At 62.0% G+C, this 22,679-nt stretch carries 20 protein-coding genes; 9 read left to right on the top strand and 11 right to left on the bottom strand.

The window, feature by feature from the left end; all coding sequences use genetic code 11:
- Positions 1-17: 17 nt before the first annotated feature.
- A complete protein-coding gene (locus NKJ11_RS18270; protein WP_128304443.1) occupies positions 18-671 on the top strand; it encodes a 5-formyltetrahydrofolate cyclo-ligase in 654 nt (217 codons plus the stop codon).
- Positions 672-1,035: 364 nt separating this feature from the next.
- Here NKJ11_RS18270 and NKJ11_RS18265 read toward each other — a convergent pair whose 3' ends face one another.
- The gene (locus NKJ11_RS18265; RefSeq protein WP_023812056.1) at positions 1,036-1,509 is read right to left on the bottom strand and encodes an Lrp/AsnC family transcriptional regulator; all 474 of its coding nucleotides are present in this window, start codon (positions 1,507-1,509) and stop codon (positions 1,036-1,038) included.
- A gap of 155 nt (positions 1,510-1,664) precedes the next feature.
- Here NKJ11_RS18265 and ald point away from each other — a divergent pair, with 155 nt between their 5' ends.
- Positions 1,665-2,780 carry an alanine dehydrogenase gene (gene ald, locus NKJ11_RS18260; protein WP_023812057.1) on the top strand — a complete coding sequence of 372 codons (1,116 nt, stop codon included), beginning with the start codon at positions 1,665-1,667 and terminating at the stop codon, positions 2,778-2,780.
- Between the two features lie 207 nt (positions 2,781-2,987).
- Entirely contained in the window at positions 2,988-4,295 is a 1,308-nt protein-coding gene (locus NKJ11_RS18255) for an outer membrane protein (protein ID WP_352775246.1), read from the top strand.
- Positions 4,296-4,518: 223 nt separating this feature from the next.
- On the opposite strand, the gene NKJ11_RS18250 is transcribed toward NKJ11_RS18255, so the two are convergent.
- From NKJ11_RS18250 to NKJ11_RS18225, 6 genes are all read right to left on the bottom strand, one after another.
- The gene (locus NKJ11_RS18250; RefSeq protein WP_023812059.1) at positions 4,519-4,986 is read right to left on the bottom strand and encodes a DUF1203 domain-containing protein; all 468 of its coding nucleotides are present in this window, start codon (positions 4,984-4,986) and stop codon (positions 4,519-4,521) included.
- Positions 4,987-5,118: 132 nt separating this feature from the next.
- Complete coding sequence (locus NKJ11_RS18245) at positions 5,119-5,676, bottom strand: OmpA family protein (protein ID WP_023812060.1); 558 nt, start codon at positions 5,674-5,676, stop codon at positions 5,119-5,121.
- Between the two features lie 111 nt (positions 5,677-5,787).
- Positions 5,788-6,351, bottom strand: a complete 564-nt coding sequence (locus NKJ11_RS18240; protein WP_023812061.1) for a GNAT family N-acetyltransferase — start codon at positions 6,349-6,351, stop codon at positions 5,788-5,790.
- A gap of 5 nt (positions 6,352-6,356) precedes the next feature.
- Complete coding sequence (gene sseA / locus NKJ11_RS18235; RefSeq protein WP_023812062.1) at positions 6,357-7,208, bottom strand: 3-mercaptopyruvate sulfurtransferase; 852 nt, start codon at positions 7,206-7,208, stop codon at positions 6,357-6,359.
- Between the two features lie 40 nt (positions 7,209-7,248).
- Complete coding sequence (locus NKJ11_RS18230; protein ID WP_023812063.1) at positions 7,249-7,992, bottom strand: alanyl-tRNA editing protein; 744 nt, start codon at positions 7,990-7,992, stop codon at positions 7,249-7,251.
- Positions 7,992-9,026: a cysteine synthase A gene (locus NKJ11_RS18225; RefSeq protein ID WP_023812064.1), complete on the bottom strand. Its 1,035-nt coding sequence runs from the start codon at positions 9,024-9,026 to the stop codon at positions 7,992-7,994. The genes NKJ11_RS18230 and NKJ11_RS18225 overlap by 1 nt, the downstream gene beginning before the upstream one ends.
- Before the next feature lie 226 nt (positions 9,027-9,252).
- On the opposite strand from NKJ11_RS18225, the gene NKJ11_RS18220 reads away from it, so the two are divergent.
- Both NKJ11_RS18220 and NKJ11_RS18215 read left to right on the top strand, forming a co-directional pair.
- Positions 9,253-10,074 carry an SDR family oxidoreductase gene (locus tag NKJ11_RS18220; protein WP_023812065.1) on the top strand — a complete coding sequence of 274 codons (822 nt, stop codon included), beginning with the start codon at positions 9,253-9,255 and terminating at the stop codon, positions 10,072-10,074.
- Between the two features lie 78 nt (positions 10,075-10,152).
- Positions 10,153-11,127, top strand: coding sequence for an alpha/beta hydrolase (locus NKJ11_RS18215; protein ID WP_352793894.1), 975 nt, complete (start codon positions 10,153-10,155; stop codon positions 11,125-11,127).
- 101 nt (positions 11,128-11,228) lie between these two features.
- Here NKJ11_RS18215 and NKJ11_RS18210 read toward each other — a convergent pair whose 3' ends face one another.
- A complete protein-coding gene (locus tag NKJ11_RS18210; RefSeq protein WP_023812066.1) occupies positions 11,229-12,650 on the bottom strand; it encodes a DEAD/DEAH box helicase in 1,422 nt (473 codons plus the stop codon).
- A gap of 408 nt (positions 12,651-13,058) precedes the next feature.
- On the opposite strand from NKJ11_RS18210, the gene NKJ11_RS18205 reads away from it, so the two are divergent.
- A complete protein-coding gene (locus NKJ11_RS18205; protein ID WP_023812067.1) occupies positions 13,059-14,591 on the top strand; it encodes an acyl-CoA carboxylase subunit beta in 1,533 nt (510 codons plus the stop codon).
- A gap of 43 nt (positions 14,592-14,634) precedes the next feature.
- Here the strand turns inward: NKJ11_RS18205 and NKJ11_RS18200 are convergent, their stop codons facing one another.
- The gene (locus NKJ11_RS18200) at positions 14,635-16,638 is read right to left on the bottom strand and encodes a hypothetical protein (RefSeq protein WP_352793891.1); all 2,004 of its coding nucleotides are present in this window, start codon (positions 16,636-16,638) and stop codon (positions 14,635-14,637) included.
- Positions 16,635-18,179: an NAD(P)H-hydrate dehydratase gene (locus NKJ11_RS18195; protein ID WP_352793889.1), complete on the bottom strand. Its 1,545-nt coding sequence runs from the start codon at positions 18,177-18,179 to the stop codon at positions 16,635-16,637. Before NKJ11_RS18195 ends, NKJ11_RS18200 begins: the two co-directional genes overlap by 4 nt.
- Before the next feature lie 359 nt (positions 18,180-18,538).
- Here NKJ11_RS18195 and NKJ11_RS18190 point away from each other — a divergent pair, with 359 nt between their 5' ends.
- Both NKJ11_RS18190 and glnA read left to right on the top strand, forming a co-directional pair.
- A complete protein-coding gene (locus NKJ11_RS18190; RefSeq protein ID WP_006205430.1) occupies positions 18,539-18,877 on the top strand; it encodes a P-II family nitrogen regulator in 339 nt (112 codons plus the stop codon).
- A 64-nt stretch (positions 18,878-18,941) separates the two neighbouring features.
- A complete protein-coding gene (gene glnA / locus NKJ11_RS18185) occupies positions 18,942-20,351 on the top strand; it encodes a type I glutamate--ammonia ligase (RefSeq protein ID WP_112395089.1) in 1,410 nt (469 codons plus the stop codon).
- A 739-nt stretch (positions 20,352-21,090) separates the two neighbouring features.
- Here the strand turns inward: glnA and NKJ11_RS18180 are convergent.
- Positions 21,091-22,131: a glutamine synthetase beta-grasp domain-containing protein gene (locus NKJ11_RS18180; protein WP_023812071.1), complete on the bottom strand. Its 1,041-nt coding sequence runs from the start codon at positions 22,129-22,131 to the stop codon at positions 21,091-21,093.
- A 315-nt stretch (positions 22,132-22,446) separates the two neighbouring features.
- On the opposite strand from NKJ11_RS18180, the gene NKJ11_RS18175 reads away from it, so the two are divergent.
- Positions 22,447-22,644, top strand: coding sequence for a DUF2735 domain-containing protein (locus tag NKJ11_RS18175; protein ID WP_023812072.1), 198 nt, complete (start codon positions 22,447-22,449; stop codon positions 22,642-22,644).
- The last annotated feature ends 35 nt before the right edge of the window (positions 22,645-22,679 follow it).

Below are 22,679 nucleotides of genomic sequence, written 5' to 3'. Positions count from 1 at the left end.
ACGCGATGAGGTGAGGCATGGCCAACGATCGTGACGACGATGCTCCGGCGCAATATTCTTCGCCGCCCTGTTTCATGCACGAACTCGATCCGCAATTCCGTGCGCCTTCGAGCGACTGGACCGATGTGAGACGCTGGCGCAAAGCCGAGCGCGAACGCCTGATCGCCGCGCGTCTTGCTGTTTCGGCCGACGCCCGAACGGTAATGTCGCAAAGCATTGCGGAAAGCCTCGACGCGATGATCGGCGAGATCGCCGGGCGCATGGTCAGTCTCTATTGGCCGTTTCGTGGCGAGCCGGATTTGCGGCCTTGGATGGCGTCCATAAACGAACGCGGCGGCCGCACCGCCCTGCCCATCGTCATCGAGAAGGGGCAGCCGCTGATCTTCCGCGTCTACAAAGCGGGCGACCGGCTGGAGAAAGGTGTCTGGAACATCCCGATCCCGGCCGAGGGCGATCCGGTGCTGCCGGACATCGTCATCTCGCCGATCGTCGGCATCGATCCCCAGAACTACCGCCTGGGGTATGGCGGCGGTTTCTTCGACCGTACGCTGGCAGCGATGCCGTTCAAGCCGCTGGTCATCGGCGTCGGCTACGAATTGCAGCGCATCGCTACCATCTACCCGCAGCCGCACGATATCCCGATGGATCGGGTGGTAACGGCGGTCAGCTAGCCCAGGCCCCACAGGGTGGTTAGCGGCCTGTCAGCAGCCAGGTTGTCATGGTTCGTCTCGATGGATCGCAGAGGCATTCGGGATTGACCCAAGGCACCCACCTTCGTCATCCACGGGCGAAGCAGGAGCGAAGCTCCGTCGCGGAGACCCGAGGATCCATGCCGTGACCTTGACCAAGGAATGCAGCCGAGCAGAACTCTGCACCGTAGTGACGCTTTGAAGTCGCGGCATGGATCCTCGGGTCTGCGCTGCGTCGCTACACTCCTTGCTCCGCCCGTGGATGACGAAGTGACGCCCGTTTCCGCAAATCGAAGGCAGGTGGTTTGTCTATGCAGCGACCCGTCAGAACTTCTGTGTCGAGGAACTAGGCCATCTCCGGCTTCATGCCCATGGCCGTACGGTCGACGATCTCACGCAAGGCGAACGACGAATTGATCTTGGTCACATGCGGCATCGCCGACAGCCATTCCTTGTGGATTCGCTCATAGTCGACGAGATCCTTGGCCGCGATCCTCAGGATGTAGTCATATTCGCCCGACATCAGATGGCAGGACAGCACGTTCGGGCAGCGTTTGATCGCCGCCTCGAAATCCGACAGAGTCTTCTCGAACTGTCCCGACAGCGATATGTGCACGATCGCCGTCATCTGGTGGCCAAGTGCTGTATTGGAAAGCCGGGCATGATAGCCACGGATGGTTCCGGATTTCTCCAGATTGTCGAGCCGGCGCGAACAGGCCGACTGCGATAGGCCGACCTTTTCGGCAAGTGCCGCGTTGGGTATCCTGCCATCCTTCTGCAATGCCTCAAGAATGGCGATATCAATCCTGTCGAGCGTCATTATTCGTGAATCCTGCGAATATCTTGTTATTTCGCGCAACGATTATCGAAACCGGCCGGTTGGCGCAAGCGCATTCGCAAACACCTGCGCAACGATTCGTGGTTCACTCCATCCATACAGGGAACGAGCCCAAAGGGCCGGATCAGGAGAAGAAAATGCGCGTCGGCTGCCCCAAGGAAATCAAGAACCACGAATACCGCGTCGGCCTCACTCCCGGCTCGGTCCGCGAATATGTCGCCCATGGCCACGAAGTGCTGGTCGAGACCGGCGCCGGGGCCGGCATCGGCGCCGATGACAACGCCTATCGCGCCGCCGGCGCCACGATTGCCAAGACGGCCGCCGAGGTGTTCGCCAGATCGGACATGATCGTCAAGGTCAAGGAACCGCAGCCCAGCGAATGGGCGCAGCTTCGCGAAGGCCAGATCCTGTACACCTACCTCCACCTGGCGCCGGATCCGGAGCAGACCAAGGGCCTGCTTGCGTCCGGCGTGACGGCAATCGCCTACGAGACTGTGACCGACGACCGTGGCGGCCTGCCGCTGCTGGCGCCGATGTCGGAAGTTGCCGGACGTCTGTCGATCCAGGCCGGTGCCACGGCGCTGCAGAAGGCCAATGGCGGCCGCGGTGTGCTGCTGGGTGGCGTGCCCGGCGTGCTGCCCGGCAAGGTCACCGTGCTCGGCGGTGGCGTCGTCGGCCTGCACGCGGCCAGGATGGCGGCCGGCCTTGGCGCCGACGTCACCATCATCGACCGCTCGATCCCGCGCCTGCGCCAGCTCGACGACCTCTTCGCCGGCCGCGTCCACACCCGTTACTCGACTGTCGAGGCGCTGGAGGAAGAGTGCTTTTCGGCAGACATCGTCGTCGGCGCGGTGCTGATCCCGGGTGCCGCGGCGCCAAAACTGGTTTCGCGCGAAATGCTGTCGGGCATGAAGAAAGGCTCGGTGCTGGTCGACGTCGCCATCGACCAGGGCGGCTGCTTCGAGACTTCGCACGCCACCACTCATGCCGAGCCGACCTATGAGGTCGACGGCGTCATCCACTATTGCGTCGCCAACATGCCGGGTGCCGTGCCGGTCACTTCGGCCCACGCGCTCAACAACGCGACGCTGCACTATGGCCTGCAGCTTGCCGACAAGGGCCTGAAGGCGCTGGTCGACGATCATCACCTGCGCAACGGCCTCAATGTCCATAAAGGCAAGATCACCAACCGGGCAGTCGCCGAGGCGCTCGGCTACGAACTGGTCGAGCCGAAAGCCGTTCTTGCCGCCTGATTTTTCGCGAAAACAGCTCCTTTCAATCCAGCCCGCCGGTTCCAAGCCGGCGGTTTTTTTCTTGCGAGCCTGTTTTTCAGGCAAAGCTTGGTGTCGAACCACGTGACGCAACGGCACTTTGCTCATCATTGTTGCATATTTGTCATTCCCGTACCGGCCGACTCCCTGCTAGAGACATTCTGGGTTTATTCATTGGGGTACGGGCATATGTTCATTCGCACATCCGCGAAATCTTTTCTTCTTGGTGCTATTTCTGCTGTAGCTTTGATGTCTGCTGCTCATGCAGCTGACGTCGTGCAACCGGTAGAAGAAGCTGCCGGCTTTAACTGGAGCGGCCTCTACGTTGGTTTTGGCGTCGGTGCCGGTGCCAACGTACACAAGCTCGGCAGCGATTTTATTCCAATCTCGCTGAACGGCATTGGTGGCGAAGGCGTCTATGGTGAGCTGACGGTTGGCTATGACTATATGGTCTCGCCCCGGTTCCTCATCGGAGGTCTGCTGGACGCTCACGTCGGCAACATCGGGACCACGCTGGACATTACGGGGTTCGACGCTTCGATCAAGGAAACCTACGGTTTCGACGCTGGCCTGCGTCTCGGCTACCTCTTGACGCCGAACACTCTGGGTTACGTGCTGGGTGGCTATTCCTGGCAGAAGTACAAGCTCGATACGAACGCCGGCTTCGACTTTGATTGGGATCAAAGCGGGTATTTTGTCGGAGGTGGCATCGAAACGGCCATCAACAGCAATTGGACGATCAAGACTGAGTATCGCTATACGCGCTTCGGGACCAAGGACGATCTTCTTTCCGACGCTGGCCTTGTCGGAGTTCCGGACGGTCTCCTCAATCTTGACACCTCGCGCCATACCTTCCAGATCGCAGCCAATTACCGTTTCGGTGCGCAGAACGGCGGCGGTGCTGCCTTCGAGACGCCAGCCTACAACTGGACCGGCTTCTACATCGGCGGCGCTGGTGGCGCCGGTGCATCCGTGCATCAGATCAACGTTCCGCCGCTCGGCGACCTGGAATTCAATGGTCTCGGTGGCGAAGGTGCCTTTGGTGAACTAAACGTCGGCTACGATCATGACTTCGGCAGCTGGGTCGCAGGCGTCATGGTCGATGCACGCTACTCCGGCATGACTTCCGAACTGGAGCTCGGCGGCGGATCGATCAACGTCGATACCGACTATGGGTTCGATGTGTTGGGCCGCGTCGGCATGAAGATGAACGAATCGACCCTTGCCTATGCGCTTGCCGGCTATAGCTGGCAGCATTTCGATCTGAACGCTTCCGATCCGATCGGCGACATTCTCGACTGGGGTTCCAGCGGTTTCTCGGTTGGTGGCGGCCTTGAAACGGCTCTGTCCAGCAACGTTACCGTCGGTCTCGAATATCGCTATTCGCAGTTCGCCAAGAAGGACTTTTCTTCGGAATTCGGCGCACCTGACGACACCCTTACCGCGACTTCCTCTTTCCACACCGTGGGTCTCGGCGCGAAGTACAAGTTCAACTAAAAGGCCCTCCAGCCAAACAGTTGCAGCCCGTCGGCCATGCCGGCGGGCTTTTTTGTTGCGCGGAATACCCCCGCGCAACAAAAAAGCGGAGCCAAAGCCCCGCTTCCTCGATGTCGAGATTTACCGCCGGTTCATCCGTGGTCGGCAAATCGATCGACAATGGCTTTCTATCGCGAATATGCGACGGGAGTACGACAACTGTTTCCAGGGGCTAATCTCAGCCTCAAGCGCGCTCGATGCGGCACTGGTAGCAATTGTTGCGCGCCGAACGGACATGGACGTAGGCGATCTCGTCGCGTTCGAACAGCGTCTCGGCCCGTGCAGCAATTGCCGTGGTCGGGATGACGCCGCCGCTGCCATAGACGATACGATCATCCCTGCCATAGCCGCGCACGATGTAGTCAGGGCTATCGAGAACCTCGGGCAGCGCCCCGCTCTCAGCGGCACCATCGCATTCCTCGGCATGCAGGAAGATCGGCCCGGTTTCGGCATAGGGCTGAAGCCCCGGGAATGGCCTGTATGCCAGAACAAGGTAGGCGTCGCCGGCTCCTATGTTCTTCAAGCAATGACGGCAAGGCATGCCGTCACCGTCGGAGATCTTTCGCTCGGGCATTTGGCCATAAGCATCGATGCCACCGCGCTGCAACGTCCTGACATCTTCGGTCGGCAAAGCTTTGAACTGGATGGTCATGGAAAAATCTCCGGTGTCGTGACTGGAAATTATGTCCTTGAACCCTCGCCGCCCACCCGATTCCTGCCAAATGTCGAAGAGCCGGTCGCCCCTCGGCGATCGGCTCTCATCAAGTCCCGTCGGAGCTGCGGCTCAACGGATGAAATCGTCGAAGCGGCGCAGCGTCACCCGGCGATTCTGCCAGTTTTCGGTCTGCGTCTGCACCAGCAAAAACTCCTCGCCATAGCCGACTGTCTCGAGAGCATGACCCGGCACGCCGAATTCGCGCACCAGCGTGCGCTTCAGCGAAGCGGCGCGCTGTTCGGACAGGGCCTGGTTCGACTGGAAGGAGCCGACGGCGTCGGTATGGCCCTCGATCAGCACGCGGGCGCCGCGATCGCGGCGCAGGATGCGCCGCAGCGCGTCGGCAATGGTCTCGATCTTGTCGTATTGCGAACTGGAAATGGCCGCCGAACCGAAGGCGAAGTTGATCGACTGGATATCGATCGAGCGGGCCATGCGGCGCAAATCCGGGCGCCGCTTGAATTCGCGGATGGTGACGCGCTCGTTCGGCCGCAATTTCACACGCGGCGCCGCCTCGAGCTTCCGCTCGATCGTCGCGGCCGAAGGCGTTGTCGCCTGGGCTGCGGCCAGGCTTGGCATGGCAATTGCCGCGATCAGCGCGGCGGCAAGTGTACGGCGGGTCAGCATGTCTTCGTCTCCTTCGGCCTTGGCCGCATTGATGGTGCCGGCAACATGCCAAAAACAGCCTGAAGGGCCGATGAACGACGGGTTCAGATTCGAGCTGGTATTAGCTTCCGGCTAGGGCCGCATGACGCTGGCCGCGCGCTCGGTGAAAGGCAGCGGATGGACGATTTCCCTCTTTTGCGCCACCGGTGCGAAGCCGAGCTTCTGGTAGAGCGGCAGAGCCGCCGGATGATCGAGCGTGCAGGTCTGCACCGTCACCCGCTTCGGCCCATGCGACCATGCGGCGGCGATCGCGGAGCCCAGGAACCAGCGGCCGATGCCTTGCCCGGTCGCATGTTCCATCATGCCGAAATAGGCGAGCTCGACTTCTTCCGGCAGATGCGGCTTGAGGTCAAAGAAGCCGGCGGGGGCGCCATCGAGGTAGAGCACCCTGATGTCGCGGTCCTCGCGATGGATGCCGGCCGAAAGCTCGTCGTCATCCAGTCTCAGCACATTGACCCAGTGCCATTTGCGCCCCACCCGGTCCATCAGATAGCGGTAGAAATGCAGCGGAATGTCCTTGGTCTTCAGCAGCGCGACCTGACGGTTATACGGCACAGGCGGCGAATAGGCCGGCGGCACATGCATCTCGAGGAACGTCACCGTGACGTCAATGTCTTCCAGCGTGCCGTTTTCCATCGTCTTCATTCCTTGCCGGTCACCACAGGCGTGTCGGAAAGCCCGCCCCACTCCGTCCAGGAGCCGTCGTAAAGCCTGTTGTTCGTATGGCCAAGCGTTTCCAGCGCCAGCGTCACCACCGCCGCGGTAATACCGGAGCCGCATGAAGTGACGACAGGTTTCGACAGATCGATGCCGGCCTCCTCGATCACCTTGCGCAGGCGGTCCTTCGACAACAGCTCGCCATTTTCCGACAGCGCCGAATAGGGCAGATTGCGCGCGCCAGGCATATGGCCGGAGCGGATACCCGCGCGCGGCTCAGGTTCAGTGCCGGTGAACCGGCCCGGCCCCCGGGCGTCGGCGATCTGGCTTGCCCTGGTGTCGACGATCCGGCGCATGTCGGCGAGGCTGGCGACGCGCCCGGGGTCGAAATCGGCATGAAACACGCTTGGCGCGATCTTGGTCGGCTCAGCCGTCACCGGCCTGCCGGCGGCTTTCCAGCCATCGAAGCCGCCATCCAGAATATAGGTCTGGAAGACGCCCATCACCCGGAACATCCACCACGCCCGGGGCGCCGAGAAGAAACCCGGACCATCATAGACGACGATGGTGTCATCGGCCGAAACACCCATGGCGCCGACATACTGGGCAAAATGCTGCGGCGACGGCAAGGTATGCGGCAGGGGCGAATCCGGGTCCGAAACGGCATCCTGATCGAGAAATCGTGCGCCCGGGATGTGGGCCGACTCATACTCGCCGCGCGCATCGCGCTTCTGCGCCGGGAGATACCAGGATGCGTCGATGATCGTCAGGCCCGGCTCGCCGAGACGTTGCTGCAGCCAGTCTGCGTCGACGGTGAAGGGGCTGTCCTCGGCCATTTTGTTCTCCTGCTCGCTTTTTTGGCGATCACTGTCCTGTTCAGTTTGCCGACATCGGCCCAAAGCGGATGCGGAAGCGCCGGTTCTCGCGGCCCTTCTTCTCGATCTTGCCGATGTGGATTTCGCCGACTTCGCCGGTGCTCTTTACATGGGTGCCGCCGCAGGGCTGGCTGTCCACCGAGGCGTTGTCGCCGATACAGACCAGGCGGATCTTGCCGGTGCCGACCGGCGGCCGAACGTTCTTGGATTTCACTAGGCCGGGATTGGCAGCCAGATCCTCGTCACTGATCAGCCTGACAAAGATCGGATGATCGGCCCGCACCAGGTCCATCAGCCCGGCAGTGACGTCCTCCTTGGTGAAGCCGGCATCCGGAGCGTCGAAATCGACACGGCTGTCGTCCTCGGAAACCGAGGCACCGGTGATCGGGAACGGGCAGACGACGGTGAGCAGGTGGCAAGCCGCGTGCATGCGCATCAAGAGATGCCGCCGCTCCCAGTCGATGGCCAGCCTCACCGCCTCGCCGGGCTGCGGAACCGCCTGCTCCGGCGCCGGCACATGGATGATCTCGTCCTTGGTCTCACCGGTGAGGGTGGCGGCAATGGCGATGCGGCTGCCGTCGCCACGCTCGAGATACCCGGTATCGCCCGGTTGGCCACCCGAAGTGGCGTAGAAGATCGTGCGGTCGAGGATGATACCGCCGCGATCGTTGACGGCAACGACCGTTGCGTCCGCCGTCCGCAGGTAGGCATCGTCGCGAAACAGGGCGTCCGTCCTGTTTGCCATCACGCGACCTTTTCGAACGGCACCGGAATTGTGCTCTTCAGCTCCATCCAGCCTGGCACCGGCAGCTGCTTCTCGCGCAGGAATTCCGGGTTGAACAGTTTTGATTGATAGCGCGTGCCATAATCACAAAGAATGGTCACGATGGTGTGGCCGGGACCCAATTCCCTGGCCAGACGGATCGCGCCGGCTATGTTGATGCCGGTCGAGCCGCCGACGCAAAGGCCCTCTTCCTGGATCAGGTCGAAGACGATCGGCAGCGCATCCTCATCGGGGATCTGGAATGAAAAATCCGGCGTGAACCCTTCGAGGTTGGCGGTGATGCGCCCCTGCCCGATGCCTTCGGTGATCGAGCTGCCTTCGGACTTCAGCTCGCCGCTGGTGTAGAAAGAATAGAGCGCGGCCCCCAGCGGATCGGCGAGCGCGATCTTCACATCCCGGCTTTTGGCTTTCAGTCCGGAGGCGACGCCGGCCAGCGTGCCGCCCGAACCGACCGCCGAGACAAAGCCGTCGACCTTGCCGCCGGTCTGGTTCCAGATTTCCTCCGCCGTGGTGCGGATATGGCCGTCACGGTTGGCGACATTGTCGAACTGGTTGGCCCAGATGGCGCCGTTCGGTTCTGTCTTTGCCAGTTGCTCGGCCAACCGCCCCGACAGTTTCACGTAATTGTTGGGATTCCTGTAGGGCACGGCCGGCACTTCGATCAGTTCGGCGCCGAGCAGTTTGATCGTGTCCTTCTTCTCCTGGCTCTGTGTGTCCGGGATGACGATGACGGTGCGATAGCCGAGCGCCTTGGCGACCAACGTCAGCCCGATGCCGGTATTGCCCGCCGTTCCCTCGACGATCACACCGCCGGGCTTCAGCAGCCCGCGCTTCTCGGCGTCGCGGATGATGAACAGGCCCGCGCGATCCTTGACCGACTGGCCCGGATTCATGAATTCGGCCTTGCCCAGGATCTCGCAACCGGTTTGTTCCGAAGCTTTGTTGAGGCGGATCAGAGGCGTGTTGCCGATCGCGTCGATCACAGAACGGGGCATTCAGGATTCCTTGTGTAGGTGCGCCGAAACCCTAGAAACCCGAAGCTGCGGTTTCAAGGCAAGAATTTGTCTGGTCCAGTCGCATTTGCAGTGCTGTTGTTGCGTCGGCGCTTCCCGAGGCTGGCCTCTTGCGCCACTGTTCATTTCCGGCTGACGTTGAAAAGCGGCTTTTCATTCGATTTCTTCACCGCTAGAGCAAAGCACCAACAAGTTGACAGGGCGCAGCATGACACTCTACCGGGCTAACCCGAAGCACGGCGTCGCCTGGATCACGGGCGGCTCAAGCGGCATCGGCCGTGCGCTGGCCAGGGATCTTGCGTCCCAGGGCTATGCCGTCGCGGTGACGGCGCTTGACGACGATCCGATCGACACGCTTGTCGTCGAGACCGCGCAGATGCCGGGCAGTGTCACGGCCTTTCCTTGCGATGTCACCGACGAGCCGCGCATGGCAAGAACCGTCGCCGCGATCGAGAAGGAACTCGGTCCCATCGTGCTCGCCATCTTCAATGCAGGGAACTACATTTCGACGCCGGGGGAGAATCTTGTCGTCAACGACTTTCGGCGGTCCTTCGAGGTCAATTATTTCGGCATCATCAACGGCCTCGTGCCCGCGGTCGAACGCATGCGTGTGCGGGCGCGCGGCCATGTCGTGCTGGTCGGCTCGGTGACATCCTATTTCGGCTGGCCGACAACGGCCGCCTATGGCGGCACCAAGGCGGCCATCAACATTCTGGCCGAGTCGCTGAAGTATGATTTCGACAAGATGAACGTGCGTATCCAGGTGTTCAATCCCGGCTTCATCGACACCCCGCTGACCGAGAAGAACATGCTGCCCATGCCGGGACTGATGCCGGTCAGCCGCGCATCGCGCCGCATGGCGCGGGGCATCAAGTCCGGCGGCTTCGAAGTCCATTTCCCGCGCCGGACAAGCTGGCCCCTGAAACTGCTCGGCCTGCTGCCGAGGCCGCTGTGCAGAGGGTTTATCAGCCTGATGACCAGTTGGAAGGCGCGGCCGCTACACTACGACCGCAAGCCGCCGATCGAATAGGACGCCTGCGAAATTGGCAGGCTCCCCGTTTCGGGCCGCCGTCGCCATGGTTGAGACAAATGCTGCGTGGAGTCTGCGATGGGGCGACGGATCGTGCTTGCTGTGCTGGGCCTTGTCGCCATTCTCGCACTGGCCTTCGTGCTCGGCCCGCGCGTTCGCGTCGACACCACTATCCGTTTCGATCCCTCGCTCATCGCTGACGATCCGCAGGCCTATGTGGCAAAGGCGGAAGCCGCCATCCCCGGAATCCGTGACGGGCTGGAAAAAGAGATCGTCTGGGCCGATCCGTTGGTGCATGCCAGGACCCCGCTGTCGATCGTCTACATCCACGGCTTTTCCGCATCGAAGGGCGAAATCCGCCCGCTGCCGGACGAAGTGGCGGAACAGCTTGACGCCAATCTCTTCTACACACGCCTTACCGGTCACGGGCAGGATGGCGCGGCGATGACGCAAGGCAGCATCAACGCCTGGATCAACGACTATGAGGAGGCACTCGCCATTGGCCGGGCGATCGGCGACAAGGTGATCGTCATCTCGACGTCGACCGGCGGCTCGCTGGCGGTCTGGGCGGCAACGCAGCCCGGTGCATCGGACGGGGTGGCGGCGATCGCGTTCATCTCGCCGAATTTCGGCGTCAAGGCTTCGGGCGCCGAGATCCTGACCATGCCGTGGGGCAAACAGATCGCCAGGCTGGTCGCCGGCAAGGAACACAGCTTCGTGCCGCGCAACGCGCTGCATGAAAAATTCTGGACCACCCGCTATCCGATCGAAGCGACCTTGCCGATGCAGGCGCTGACCGAGCTTGCCTATGGCGCGCCGGTGGAGAAGGCGACCACCCCTGCACTGTTCATCTTTTCTGATTCGGACAAAGTGGTGCGGGCCGATCGCACCCGCGAGATTGCCGGGCGCTGGGGGGCGCCGCATGAACTGGTTCCGGTCGACGACACCGGCGACCCGGACAATCACGTCATTGCCGGCGGCGCGCTGTCGCCATCGACCACGGCGTTTCTGGCGCAAAGGATCGCCGTCTGGATCGAAGCGGTGGTGAAGTAGGCAGACGAAAAAGGCGACCGAAGCATCGCTTCGGCCGCCCTTTCCTTGGTCTGTCCCGGCAGTCAGCCAGCCTGAGCTTGATTGACTACAGCGCTGCCTACTTACGCAGCCCGCGCCGCCGGACGCTTGCCGCCGAAGCGGCGCTTGTTGTTGCCCTTGAAGGCCGGCTTGGCGCCATCAGGCTTGCGCTCGCCTGCGAAGGCCGGCTTGTCGCCGAAGCGCTTCTTGCCAAAGCCGTTGCCCTTGTTCTCGCCACCGGGCCGCCTGCCGTCGCGACGGCCATTGCGGTCGTTGCGATCATTGGCCGGCTCGAATCGCTCGTTCTTTTCAGCCGGATTGCGCAGCGGATCGGGGCTGCCGAGATGGTCGGCAACGATCGGCAGCTTGGTGCGGATGATGCGCTCGACCTGGCGCAGCTTGCTGTTCTCGGAAGGATCGCAAAGCGTTATCGCGATGCCGTCCATGCCGTTGCGGCCGGTACGGCCGATGCGGTGGACGTAGCTCTCGGCTTCATCAGGCAGGTCGAAATTCACGACATGGCTGATGCCGGGCACGTCGATGCCGCGCGCCGCGATGTCGGTCGCCACCAGAATGCGCACCGAGCCGTCGCGGAAATCGTTCAGCGCTTTCTGGCGGGCGTTCTGCGACTTGTTGCCGTGGATGACGGCGGCCTTGAAGCCGTCGCGCTCGAGGTCCTTGGTCACCCTGTCGGCACCATGCTTGGTGCGCGAAAAGATGATGACGGACTTCATCGCCTCGTCGGCGAGCATCGTCGACAACACCTGGCGCTTCTGCTTGGTGCGGGCAAAGACGACGCCCTGCACGATCTCGGCCGCCGCCGTGCTTTGCGGCGCGACTTCGACACGAATCGGGTTCTTCAGCAGGCCCTTGGCCAGTTCGGCGATTTCATTGGGCATGGTCGCCGAGAACAGCACCGTCTGACGGTCGGGCGCGGTCGCCTTGGCGATGCGCTTGACGTCGTTGATGAAGCCCATGTCGAGCATGCGGTCGCCTTCGTCCAGCACCAGCCATTTGGTGTCGGCAAGCACGAGATCGCCCTCACGCACAAGATCGGTCAACCGGCCGGGCGTGGCGATCAGGATGTCGACGCCGGGAGCAACCTTCTTCACCTGGCTGAAGCGGGACACGCCGCCAAGAACGAGCGCGGTCGAGACATGCGCGCCCTTGGCGAGGATCTTGATCGTGTCTTCGATCTGCACGGCGAGTTCGCGCGTCGGCGCCAGGATAAGCGCACGTGCCGTCTTCGGCCGGCGCTTGGTGCCAAGCGCAATGATCTTCGACAAGATCGGCAGCGCGAAGGCCGCAGTCTTGCCGGAGCCGGTCTGGGCAATGCCGAAAATGTCACGGCCTTCCATCTGCGGCGGGATCGCCTGTGCCTGGATCGGCTTCGGCTCGGCGAAGCCGGCGTTGTGGGTGGCCTTGAGCAGCGCGCCCGTAATACCCAGTGCCGCGAAACCGGTGAGTTCCGCAGTGCTACCGGGCAAAGTGTTTTCGTTGGTCAAAATAATCTTCTTTCACGCGGCTTCTGGCCGCAAACATCAATGGCGGCAGGGCGCAACCTGCCGTCGAAAAATCTGTGATGAACGACAAGGCGGGCGGACGTATTCGTCCACTCGGCTGCGCTGTCGTGCCCGCAGGCATCATGCCACGGGGCTTTTTCGCCGCTTTGTGATTTACCGGAAAAAGGGCCGATATACCGGAAAGAGGGAAAACAGACGCAACCAGTCTCATTCGTCGAGAAGGCCGGATTCGTTCCCGGCCCAAGCGCCTATGGGCTGCATATGGCTGAGTTCGCCCTCAATTGCAAGGGGCTTCATGTTGCAGCGCAGCAAAGCCCGTGGCGCAAGCGCCGCTTGCGCTCGCTTGCCGGCACGATTACGACGAAATGCCGCTGGCTTGGGAGGTAATCGATGAAAGACGTTCTCAAGGAACTCGAGCGCCGCCGCGAGATCGCCCGCATGGGCGGCGGCCAGGTCCGCATCGATGCCCAGCACAAGAAGGGCAAGCTCACCGCGCGCGAACGCATCGAGGTGTTTCTCGACGAGGGCTCGTTCGAGGAATTCGACATGTATGTCGAGCACCGCTCGACCGACTTCGGCATGGAGAACACCAAGATCGCCGGCGACGGCGTCGTCACCGGCTGGGGCACCGTCAACGGCCGCCCGGTCTACCTCTTCGCCAAGGACTTTACCGTATTCGGCGGCTCGCTGTCGGAAGCGCATGCCGAGAAGGTCATCAAGGTGCAGGAGATGGCGCTCCGCAACCGGGCGCCGATCATCGGCCTCTACGATGCTGGCGGCGCGCGCATCCAGGAAGGCGTGGCAGCACTCGGCGGCTATGCCGAGATTTTTCAGCGCAACGTGCTGGCCTCAGGCGTCATTCCGCAGATTTCCGTCATCATGGGACCGTGCGCCGGCGGCGACGTCTATTCGCCTGCCATGACCGACTTCATCTTCATGGTGCGCGACACTTCCTACATGTTCGTTACTGGGCCGGATGTGGTGAAGACCGTGACCAACGAGACGGTGACCGCCGAGAGCCTCGGCGGCGCCTCCGTCCACACGACGAAATCCTCGATCGCCGACGGCGCCTATGACAATGACGTCGAGGCGCTGTTGCAGATGCGCCGGCTGGTCGACCTGTTGCCGGCCTCCAACACGTCGGAGCTTCCCGAGATCGAATGCTACCAGTCGGTCACCGACCATGATTTGTCGCTCGACCGGCTGATTCCCGACAACGCCAACAAGCCCTACGACATCAAGGAACTGATCCTGAAGGTCGCCGATGAAGGCGACTTCTTCGAGATCCAGCAGAACTTCGCCAAGAACATCGTCACCGGGTTCGGGCGCGTCGAGGGCCGCACCGTCGGCTTCGTCGCCAACCAGCCGATGGTATTGGCCGGCGTGCTCGATTCCGACGCCAGCCGCAAGGCGGCCCGTTTCGTGCGCTTCTGCGATTGTTTTTCGATCCCGATCGTCACCTTCGTCGATGTCCCCGGCTTCCTGCCCGGCACCGCGCAGGAATATGGCGGGCTGATCAAGCATGGCGCGAAACTCCTGTTCGCCTATGCCGAGGCCACCGTGCCGAAGATCACCGTCATCACCCGCAAAGCCTATGGCGGCGCCTATGACGTGATGGCGTCAAAGCATCTTCGCGGCGACATGAACTACGCCTGGCCGACCGCGCAGATCGCGGTGATGGGCGCCAGGGGCGCGGTCGAGATCATCTACCGCAAGGACATCGGTGACGCCGAAAAGATCGCAGCCCACACAAAGGCTTACGAGGATCGCTTCCTGTCGCCCTTCGTCGCCGCCGAGCGCGGCTATGTCGACGAGGTGATCATGCCGCACTCGACCCGCCGCCGCATCGCGCGCGCGCTGCGCATGCTGCGCAACAAGGACATGCAGAACCCCTGGAAGAAGCACGACAACATCCCGCTGTGAGGCGTGGCTGGGCATCTATCCGAGGAGGTAACCGTCGGGCAGCTCACTCCTCTTCCGCCGCACCAAACCCCGCTCCCATCGTGGCACGGACAGGGCTGCCCCATGGCGTTGCGTGGTTGTCGATGCGCATCTGGAAGATGAAATAGGTCGGCGAGCAGAAGCCGATGCCTTTCACCTTGCCGATGCCCGGCGTGTCCGGCGGCAGCGACTGGCACATATAGTCCTCGCGGCAGAAATGATCGGCCGAACAGGCCGGCCGGTTGCCGCGATTGACAGCGCCGCCAAGACATTGGTCGAAATTGTTGGTGGCCACGCAGATGTCGAATTTCTTGCCGCCGACCAGCCCGCAGATTTCATTCGGCATCGGCTTGCCGGCTTTGAAGGCCGCGAAAGCACGGTCCTTGTCGTCGCAGCCGCGATAGGCGATGCCTCCAGGCACGCCGATCTTCGGCGGACGGCAGGTGTAGGCGGTACGGGAAATGTCCGGGGCGAAGGCCGCGAACTGGCCCGATCTGCTGTAGCGGTCGTTGAAGGGCTGCGCCGCGTTGCTGGCGATCGAGCCGGTCAGGCAGGGATGGCCGGAAAACATTTTTTCGCTGTCCTTGGGCAGCAGGCATTGCGCCAGTTTCGTGTGCACGCCCGAAGCGGTGGCCAGCGGCGTGCAGATGGTACCACTGCTGCACTGCCAGGTCGCGCCGAAGCGGGTCGCATCTTCCTGCATCAGGCACGGCATGGCCATCTCCGCCGGCGCGTAATCGACCGCGCCGGCGTTCGTCCAGACCGCCGGCGGCGCAAAGGAGAGCGGACGGAAGCGGTTCGGCTGCTTGCCTTCGGCCGTGGCGGCCAGCCACGCCTGGCGCCGCGGGATCTCGGCATGAAGATGCGGCGAAACCCCGACCTCGATGCGGTTCAACGGCGATGTCGTCTTGTCGTCTAGCCCGATGAAATGGAAACCGGCGGTCGAACCGGCCTGATGGCACCCCTGGCAGGCGCCATTGTCCAATCGTTCGACCAGCGCTTCCGGCGTGCGCACGAGTTTCAGCGCGGAATAATCGAGCGATGCGAATTCCTCAGGTTGGAATAATTGCGTAAACGGGTGATTGGCCTGCCGCGCACTGCCGAAGGTCGACCATGAAATAATCTTTCTGGCCAGGAACTCGTCGGGAATTTCATAAACGCCTTCATCGACCGCCGGCAGATTGGCGCCGACATAGGCGGCAAGCCGTGCTTTCAGCGCCGCGTCCTGCGAGAGCCGTGCGGTGTCGGGCGTGTTCTCCAGCGGCTTCTCGCTGATAGCAGCGCCATCGATGCCGAATACCCGCATGAGATAGGCGGCTTGGCCACCGAACTCGGTTTCCTGTCCGGAGGGGAAGCGCACCACCTGCGCGTTGAGCTCCAGCTGCTTGAAGGTCAGCCCGGCCTTCTCCAGCGGCCCGCCGGTCAGCCAGCCGGCATCGACGCTCTCGTCAAGCTGTGGCGTCCAGCGTCCGGCAGTACCGACGCAGCCGCCGTCGGCATCGGGCGCGGCGCTGTAGACGGCATTGAAATTGAACGGCAGGCGCGATGCCAGCAGCTTGCCGTTCTTGCGAAAACTGTAGGCCAGGCGGTAGACGAAGCGCACCTCGCCGCAGTTCCTGTCGCCTTGCAGCCGCGTGAAATCGCGACGGTCGAGCCGGTTGACGATGCCGACCAACCGGAGGCGCGCGGCATCGGTCTTCAGCCAGCGCATGTCCATGATGCGGCCGACATTGCCGTCGGTTATCTCGTAGAGCGGCCGCCCACCGGCTTTCATCTCGGCGCGCAATGCCGCAACATCAGAGGCAACGATGTCGACGATGGCGTGATAGGCGGGTGCCTCGTCGTAAAGCGTCTTTAGACCGTCCTCGCCGTCGACGCCGAAAACGTCGACGAAGCCGAAACCCTTGGCATCGAGTGCGGCGAGCACCGCCGGATCGTCGACGATGATCAAAGGGCCCTCGGCGCGCGCCGTCGACGCCACGAAGACGGCAAAGACTGTGGCAAGCAGCAGAGCCAGGGCGCGGTTCATGGAACAGCCATGCGCGCGTCGAAGAGTTCACGCAACACCGGCAGCAGCGCCAGCGGCAGATCCTCGGCGATCAAGCCGGGTCCGAACCGGCTGCCGGCTTCGGCATGCAGCCACACCGCCGCGCAGGTGCCCTCCAAGGGCGGCATGCCTTGTGCGAGCAAACCGGCAATGATGCCCGACAGCACGTCGCCTGACCCGGCTGTGGCCAGCCACGGTGCACCGTTGGAGTTGATCGCCGCTTTGCCATCGGGCGCTGCTATGACCGTGTCGGCGCCCTTGTAGACGATGACGGCATTGGCCCGCGCTGCGGCCGCCCGCGCCTTGTCCAATTTCGACATGGTTTTGTCCCCGGCGATATCTGGGAACAAGCGGCCGAATTCACCCTCATGCGGCGTGATCACCAACGCTGGCGCGTTCAGGTGACGGGCGGCTTCGAACAGCGACTGCGGCTGATGGGCCATAGATGTAATGGCGTCAGCATCAAGCACGATCGCTCCTCCGTGGTTTGCGGTTTGCGATGCGCGTGCACCCTCCGCCAAGGTCTTGATCAGTTGCAGGGCGAAATCGCCGACCTTGGGCTTTGGCCCGAGCCCCGGTCCAAACACCAGCGCCTCGGGATGGCGCGCCGTCAGAAATTCCTGCACCTCCTCGAGTGACCCCGCCTCTCGCAGCATGATCGAGGTGAGGTGTGTCGCGTTCACCTGCAGGGCATTGCCAGGCGACAGCACGGTGACCGCCCCTGCCCCGCTTCTCGCGGCGGCCATCGCCGACAGCCGCGCCGCGCCGGTAGCACTCGGGCCGCCGGAAAAGACGCCGACATGGCCGCGCTTGTATTTATGCGCGTCCACCGCCGGCACCGGAAATTCCTGCAACCACAGGTCCGGCACATTTTCGAAGGTCGAGACAGCGAGTTGGGCGATGATGCCGTCATCGATGCCGATATCGGCGAGCACGATTTCACCGCATTGCCCGCGCCCCGGCAGCAGCAGGTGGCCGGGCTTTTTCCGGGCGAAGGTAACGGTGAGTTCGGCGCGAAACGCCCTGCTCAATATTTCGCCGCTGGCACCTGAGACGCCCGACGGCAGGTCGATCGCGACCACAGGCAGGCGCAGGGCTGTCACGGTATCGACAGCTTTCGCGGCATCGCCGGACAGCGGCTTGGACAGCCCTGCCCCATAGAGCGCGTCGATCACGATCGAGCCGAACTCGGCGTCGAAATCAGACAGCGGCCGGGACTTGATCAGGGATTCCGCGGCGGCGAGCGCCGCATCGCTTTCCGGCCTCGGCGCTCCGGATGACCAGATCGTTGTGCCGACGCCGCTGCCGGCCAGGAGGCGTGCGACGACATAGCCATCGCCGCCATTGTTGCCGGGCCCGCACAGCACATGGATGTGCTTTGCCGAGGGATAGCGCTTGAGAACCTCGGCCGCGACCGCTTCGCCCGCGCGCCGCATCAGGCTGATTCCATCGGCCGGACCGGCCGCGATCGTCAGCCGGTCGGCCGCAGTCATTTCGGCGGGGACAAGAAGTTCGTTGCTCATGGATTGCCGATCCGCATGCTATCAAGCATTGTCCAATTTCGATCCTAAGCAAACAAGGGGGAGTTGCCGAGATCTGCGGCCACAACGTCGGTACGAAGGCATCGCGGGCAGAAAATTGCCTGCGGGATAGGCGATGTGCCTGATTTTTGTGCGGACGCGGGTGCTGGCGCTGTGTAGGCTCTGGCAGCCCATGCCGCATCCGGTGCAGCGAATGACGCGAATTTGCATCCCGGTGCGGCGCGGCTTTGAAATCTTATGAGACCGCTTAGAATCCGCTGAATTGGCACAGTTCGTGCTTGATGGAGGCGCAAGCGGGGGGTCACAACCCGTTTTTTTTGGCAGTGGAGGCCACTTTTTACATGAAAAAGATCGAAGCGATCATCAAGCCATTCAAGCTGGACGAAGTGAAGGAAGCGCTTCAGGAAGCCGGACTGCAAGGCATCACTGTCACCGAGGCAAAAGGCTTCGGTCGTCAGAAGGGCCACACCGAACTCTATCGCGGCGCCGAATATGTCGTCGATTTCCTGCCCAAGGTGAAGATCGAGGTCGTGCTTGGCGACGACGCGGTCGAAGGCGCCATTGAGGCCATCCGCAAGGCGGCCCAGACGGGCCGCATCGGTGACGGCAAGATCTTCGTTTCCAACATCGAGGAAGTCGTGCGGATACGCACCGGCGAAACGGGCATGGACGCGGTCTGACCTGACCGGCCCTCCTCCTGAAAACGTCATCATCAAAAAACGTCATCACACAGGGATACATGACATGACGACAGCCAAAGACATCATGAAGCAGATCAAGGACAACGACGTGAAATTCGTCGACCTGCGCTTCACAGACCCGAAGGGCAAGCTGCAGCACGTGACGATGGATGTCATCGAGGTCGAGGAAGACATGTTCGCCGATGGCGTGATGTTCGACGGCTCTTCGATTGCCGGCTGGAAGGCCATCAACGAGTCCGACATGGTGCTGATGCCCGATCCGGACACGGTTCATATGGACCCGTTCTTCGCCCAGTCGACCATGGTCATCCTGTGCGACATCCTCGATCCGGTTTCGGGTGAATCCTACAACCGCGATCCGCGCGGCACGGCCAAGAAGGCCGAGGCCTACATGAAGGCCGAAGGCATCGGCGACACCATCTATGTCGGCCCGGAAGCCGAATTCTTCGTCTTCGACGACGTGAAGTACAAGGCCGACCCCTACAACACCGGTTTCAAGCTCGACTCCACGGAACTGCCGTCGAACGACGACACCGACTACGAGACCGGCAATCTCGGCCACCGCCCGCGCGTCAAGGGCGGCTACTTCCCGGTGCCGCCGATCGACAGCGCGCAGGACATGCGCTCGGAAATGCTGACCGTGCTCGCCGAGATGGGCGTGCGCGTCGAAAAGCATCACCATGAGGTGGCGGCGGCCCAGCACGAACTCGGCATCAAGTTCGACGCACTGGTGCGCAACGCCGACAAGATGCTGATCTACAAATATGTCGTCCACCAGGTCGCCAACGCCTATGGCAAGACGGCCACCTTCATGCCGAAGCCGATCTTCGGCGACAACGGCTCGGGCATGCACGTCCACATGTCGATCTGGAAGAACGGCAAGCCGACCTTCGCCGGCAATGAATATGCCGGTCTGTCGGAAAGCTGCCTGTTCTTCATCGGCGGCGTCATCAAGCATGCCAAGGCGATCAACGCCTTCACCAACCCGCTGACCAATTCCTACAAGCGTCTGGTGCCAGGCTATGAAGCGCCGGTGCTGCTCGCCTATTCGGCGCGCAACCGCTCGGCGTCCTGCCGTATCCCGTTCGGCTCGTCGCCGAAGGCCAAGCGCGTCGAGGTCCGCTTCCCCGATCCGGGCGCGAACCCCTACCTCGCCTTCTCCGCGCTGCTGATGGCCGGCCTCGACGGTATCAAGAACAAGATCCATCCCGGCCAGCCGATGGACAAGGATCTCTACGACCTGCCGCCGAAGGAGTTGAAGAAGATCCCGACCGTCTGCGGTTCGCTGCGCGAAGCCCTGCAGAGCCTCGACAAGGACCGTGGCTTCCTGAAGGCTGGCGGCGTCTTCGACGACGACCAGATCGACAGCTACATCGAGCTGAAGATGGCCGAAGTGATGCGCTTCGAAATGACCCCGCATCCGGTCGAATACGACATGTACTACTCGGTCTGAGATTCAATCTCAGTCCAGATTAGCTATAATGCTCAAGCCCTTGAAAGACTTCGCTCTTTCAAGGGCTTTTTGCTGCGCTCCAATAGGAATTGCCAGCCGACCGGCATGTCTCGCCTGCGCGGCAGCCGCATGCGCACCCGTATCCGCCTTTCGTCTTCGGCGATCGCACGATGCCCGGATTCTTGGACCTACGGTCCATCGGAGCGGCCGGCTTGAGCGTCGGTCCGGTGACTTCAATCACTACTCGGCGATGTCCAGTGAAGATCAAGGCGGCCGCTCGGTCGCCAACGTTGGAGCCAGGAGCGAGCGGAGCACTGTCTCAGGCTACAGTGACCGCTCGTCCGGCGCCCACGCCAATGCCGCCGTTCAGAAAACCCCGCCCGTCCGAACAGCATTGCGTGACGTAACCCCAAGGCCTGCGAATACACGCATGCCGTAGCGTGATCTGTCAACGTCGCAAGCTGGGCCGCGAATGGCCGATTCTGCTGTATGAACAGATGCTTATGGAAGGCCCTTTGCCCCGGATAAGGGCTGGAAAAGGCGCTTTTCCGGGCTTTATAGCGAGTGATCGCCGGAGGCTCACATGGCTGCGGCAAGAACTCCCGGGCGATTTGCGATCGCGTGAATTCCCTGACTTTTTCTGGGTATGTTTTCCCAGGAATGCCGTCAGCCGGGTAACGGCCAAAAAAGAACCCCGGCGCGAAACGCCGGGGTCTTCTTGTCATGCAGTCCGAAACGCTTACGCGGCGGCCGAAACCTGGGCGCTTGCCGGAACCGAGGCGATCGTCTTCAGGATCTGCGAGGCGATCTGGTAGGGGTCGCCCTGCGAGTTCGGACGGCGGTCTTCCAGATAACCCTTGTAGTCGCTTTTGATGAAGGAATGCGGCACGCGGATCGAGGCGCCACGGTCGGCAATGCCATAGCTGAACCGGTTCCACGGCGCGGTCTCGTGCTTGCCGGTCAAACGCTTGTCGTTGTCCGGGCCGTAGACGGCGATGTGATCCATCAGGTTCTTGTCGAAGGCCGCCATCAGCGCTTCGAAATAGGCCTTGCCGCCGACTTCGCGCATATAGGCGGTCGAGAAGTTGGCGTGCATGCCAGAGCCGTTCCAGTCGGTGTCGCCAAGCGGCTTGCAGTGGTATTCGATGTCGATGCCGTACTTCTCGGTCAGGCGCTGCATGAGGTAGCGGGCCATCCACATCTGGTCGGCGGCTTTCTTGGAGCCCTTGCCGAAAATCTGGAATTCCCACTGGCCCTTGGCAACTTCGGCGTTGATGCCTTCGTGGTTGATGCCGGCGGCGAGGCAGAGGTCGAGATGCTCCTCGACGATCTGGCGCGCAATGGAGCCGACATTGGAATAGCCGACGCCGGTGTAGTACGGGCCCTGGGGTGCGGGATAGCCGCTCTCGGGGAAGCCGAGCGGCCGGCCGTCCTTGTAGAAGAAATATTCCTGCTCGAAGCCGAACCAGGCGCCCTCGTCATCGAGGATGGTGGCGCGCTTGTTGGATGCGTGCGGCGTCACGCCATCGGGCATCATGACTTCGCACATGACCAGCACGCCGTTGGTGCGGGCGGGATCCGGATAGACCGCAACCGGCTTCAGCACGCAATCGGAGCTGTGCCCTTCGGCCTGCTGGGTCGAGGAACCATCGAAGCCCCACAGCGGCAGCTGCTCAAGATCAGGGAATTCGGCGAATTCCTTGATCTGCGTCTTGCCGCGAAGGTTGGGGACCGGGGTATATCCATCGAGCCAGATATACTCGAGCTTGTATTTCGTCATTCTAGCCTCTCGTTGCTTGATCACCGAACACTGAACGGCGTCGACATGCGTCTGCCGTCAGCAGACGGCCTGCCGCACACTTAAAATGCAATTCGTGTGCCATTCTTGGTCCGGAGGGTGCGGCAAAATTGACGCGGCATCCGCTCGAAAGTCGGTGAGCGCCTAAGCAATGCGCCCGGATCCATCACAATCGTTATTTGCACAAATAGTGTGCAAATACTGATCTTTTCATAGGCATATTGCCTAACTTGATTGCAGACCTTATCTTTGGACCAAGTTGAATCGAAAAGGTTCGGCGGAAGAAAGGAATCCGGCATGGAAATCATTTCCACACGACCGTCGGCCAAAATTCTGATGTTCCCGGCGGCAGCGCGCCTCTCTGCCTCAAATTTGAGCGGAAGGGCTAAGTTTGCGGCAGAGCTTGCCTCGCTGCGTGGTGCCCGCGCAGACTTCGGCGACGGCTGGTACCATGAGGCAGCCATCGAGGATGAGGCCCGGGGCCGCAAGAGCTGACACAGAGGGGCAGCAGCCCTCGTCAACGGATAATT

This window comes from Mesorhizobium sp. M0243, assembly GCF_040321775.1.
Classification (GTDB): domain Bacteria; phylum Pseudomonadota; class Alphaproteobacteria; order Rhizobiales; family Rhizobiaceae; genus Mesorhizobium.
Note: the sequence above shows the minus strand (reverse complement) of the source record. Positions and strands in the feature narration are given on the sequence as shown.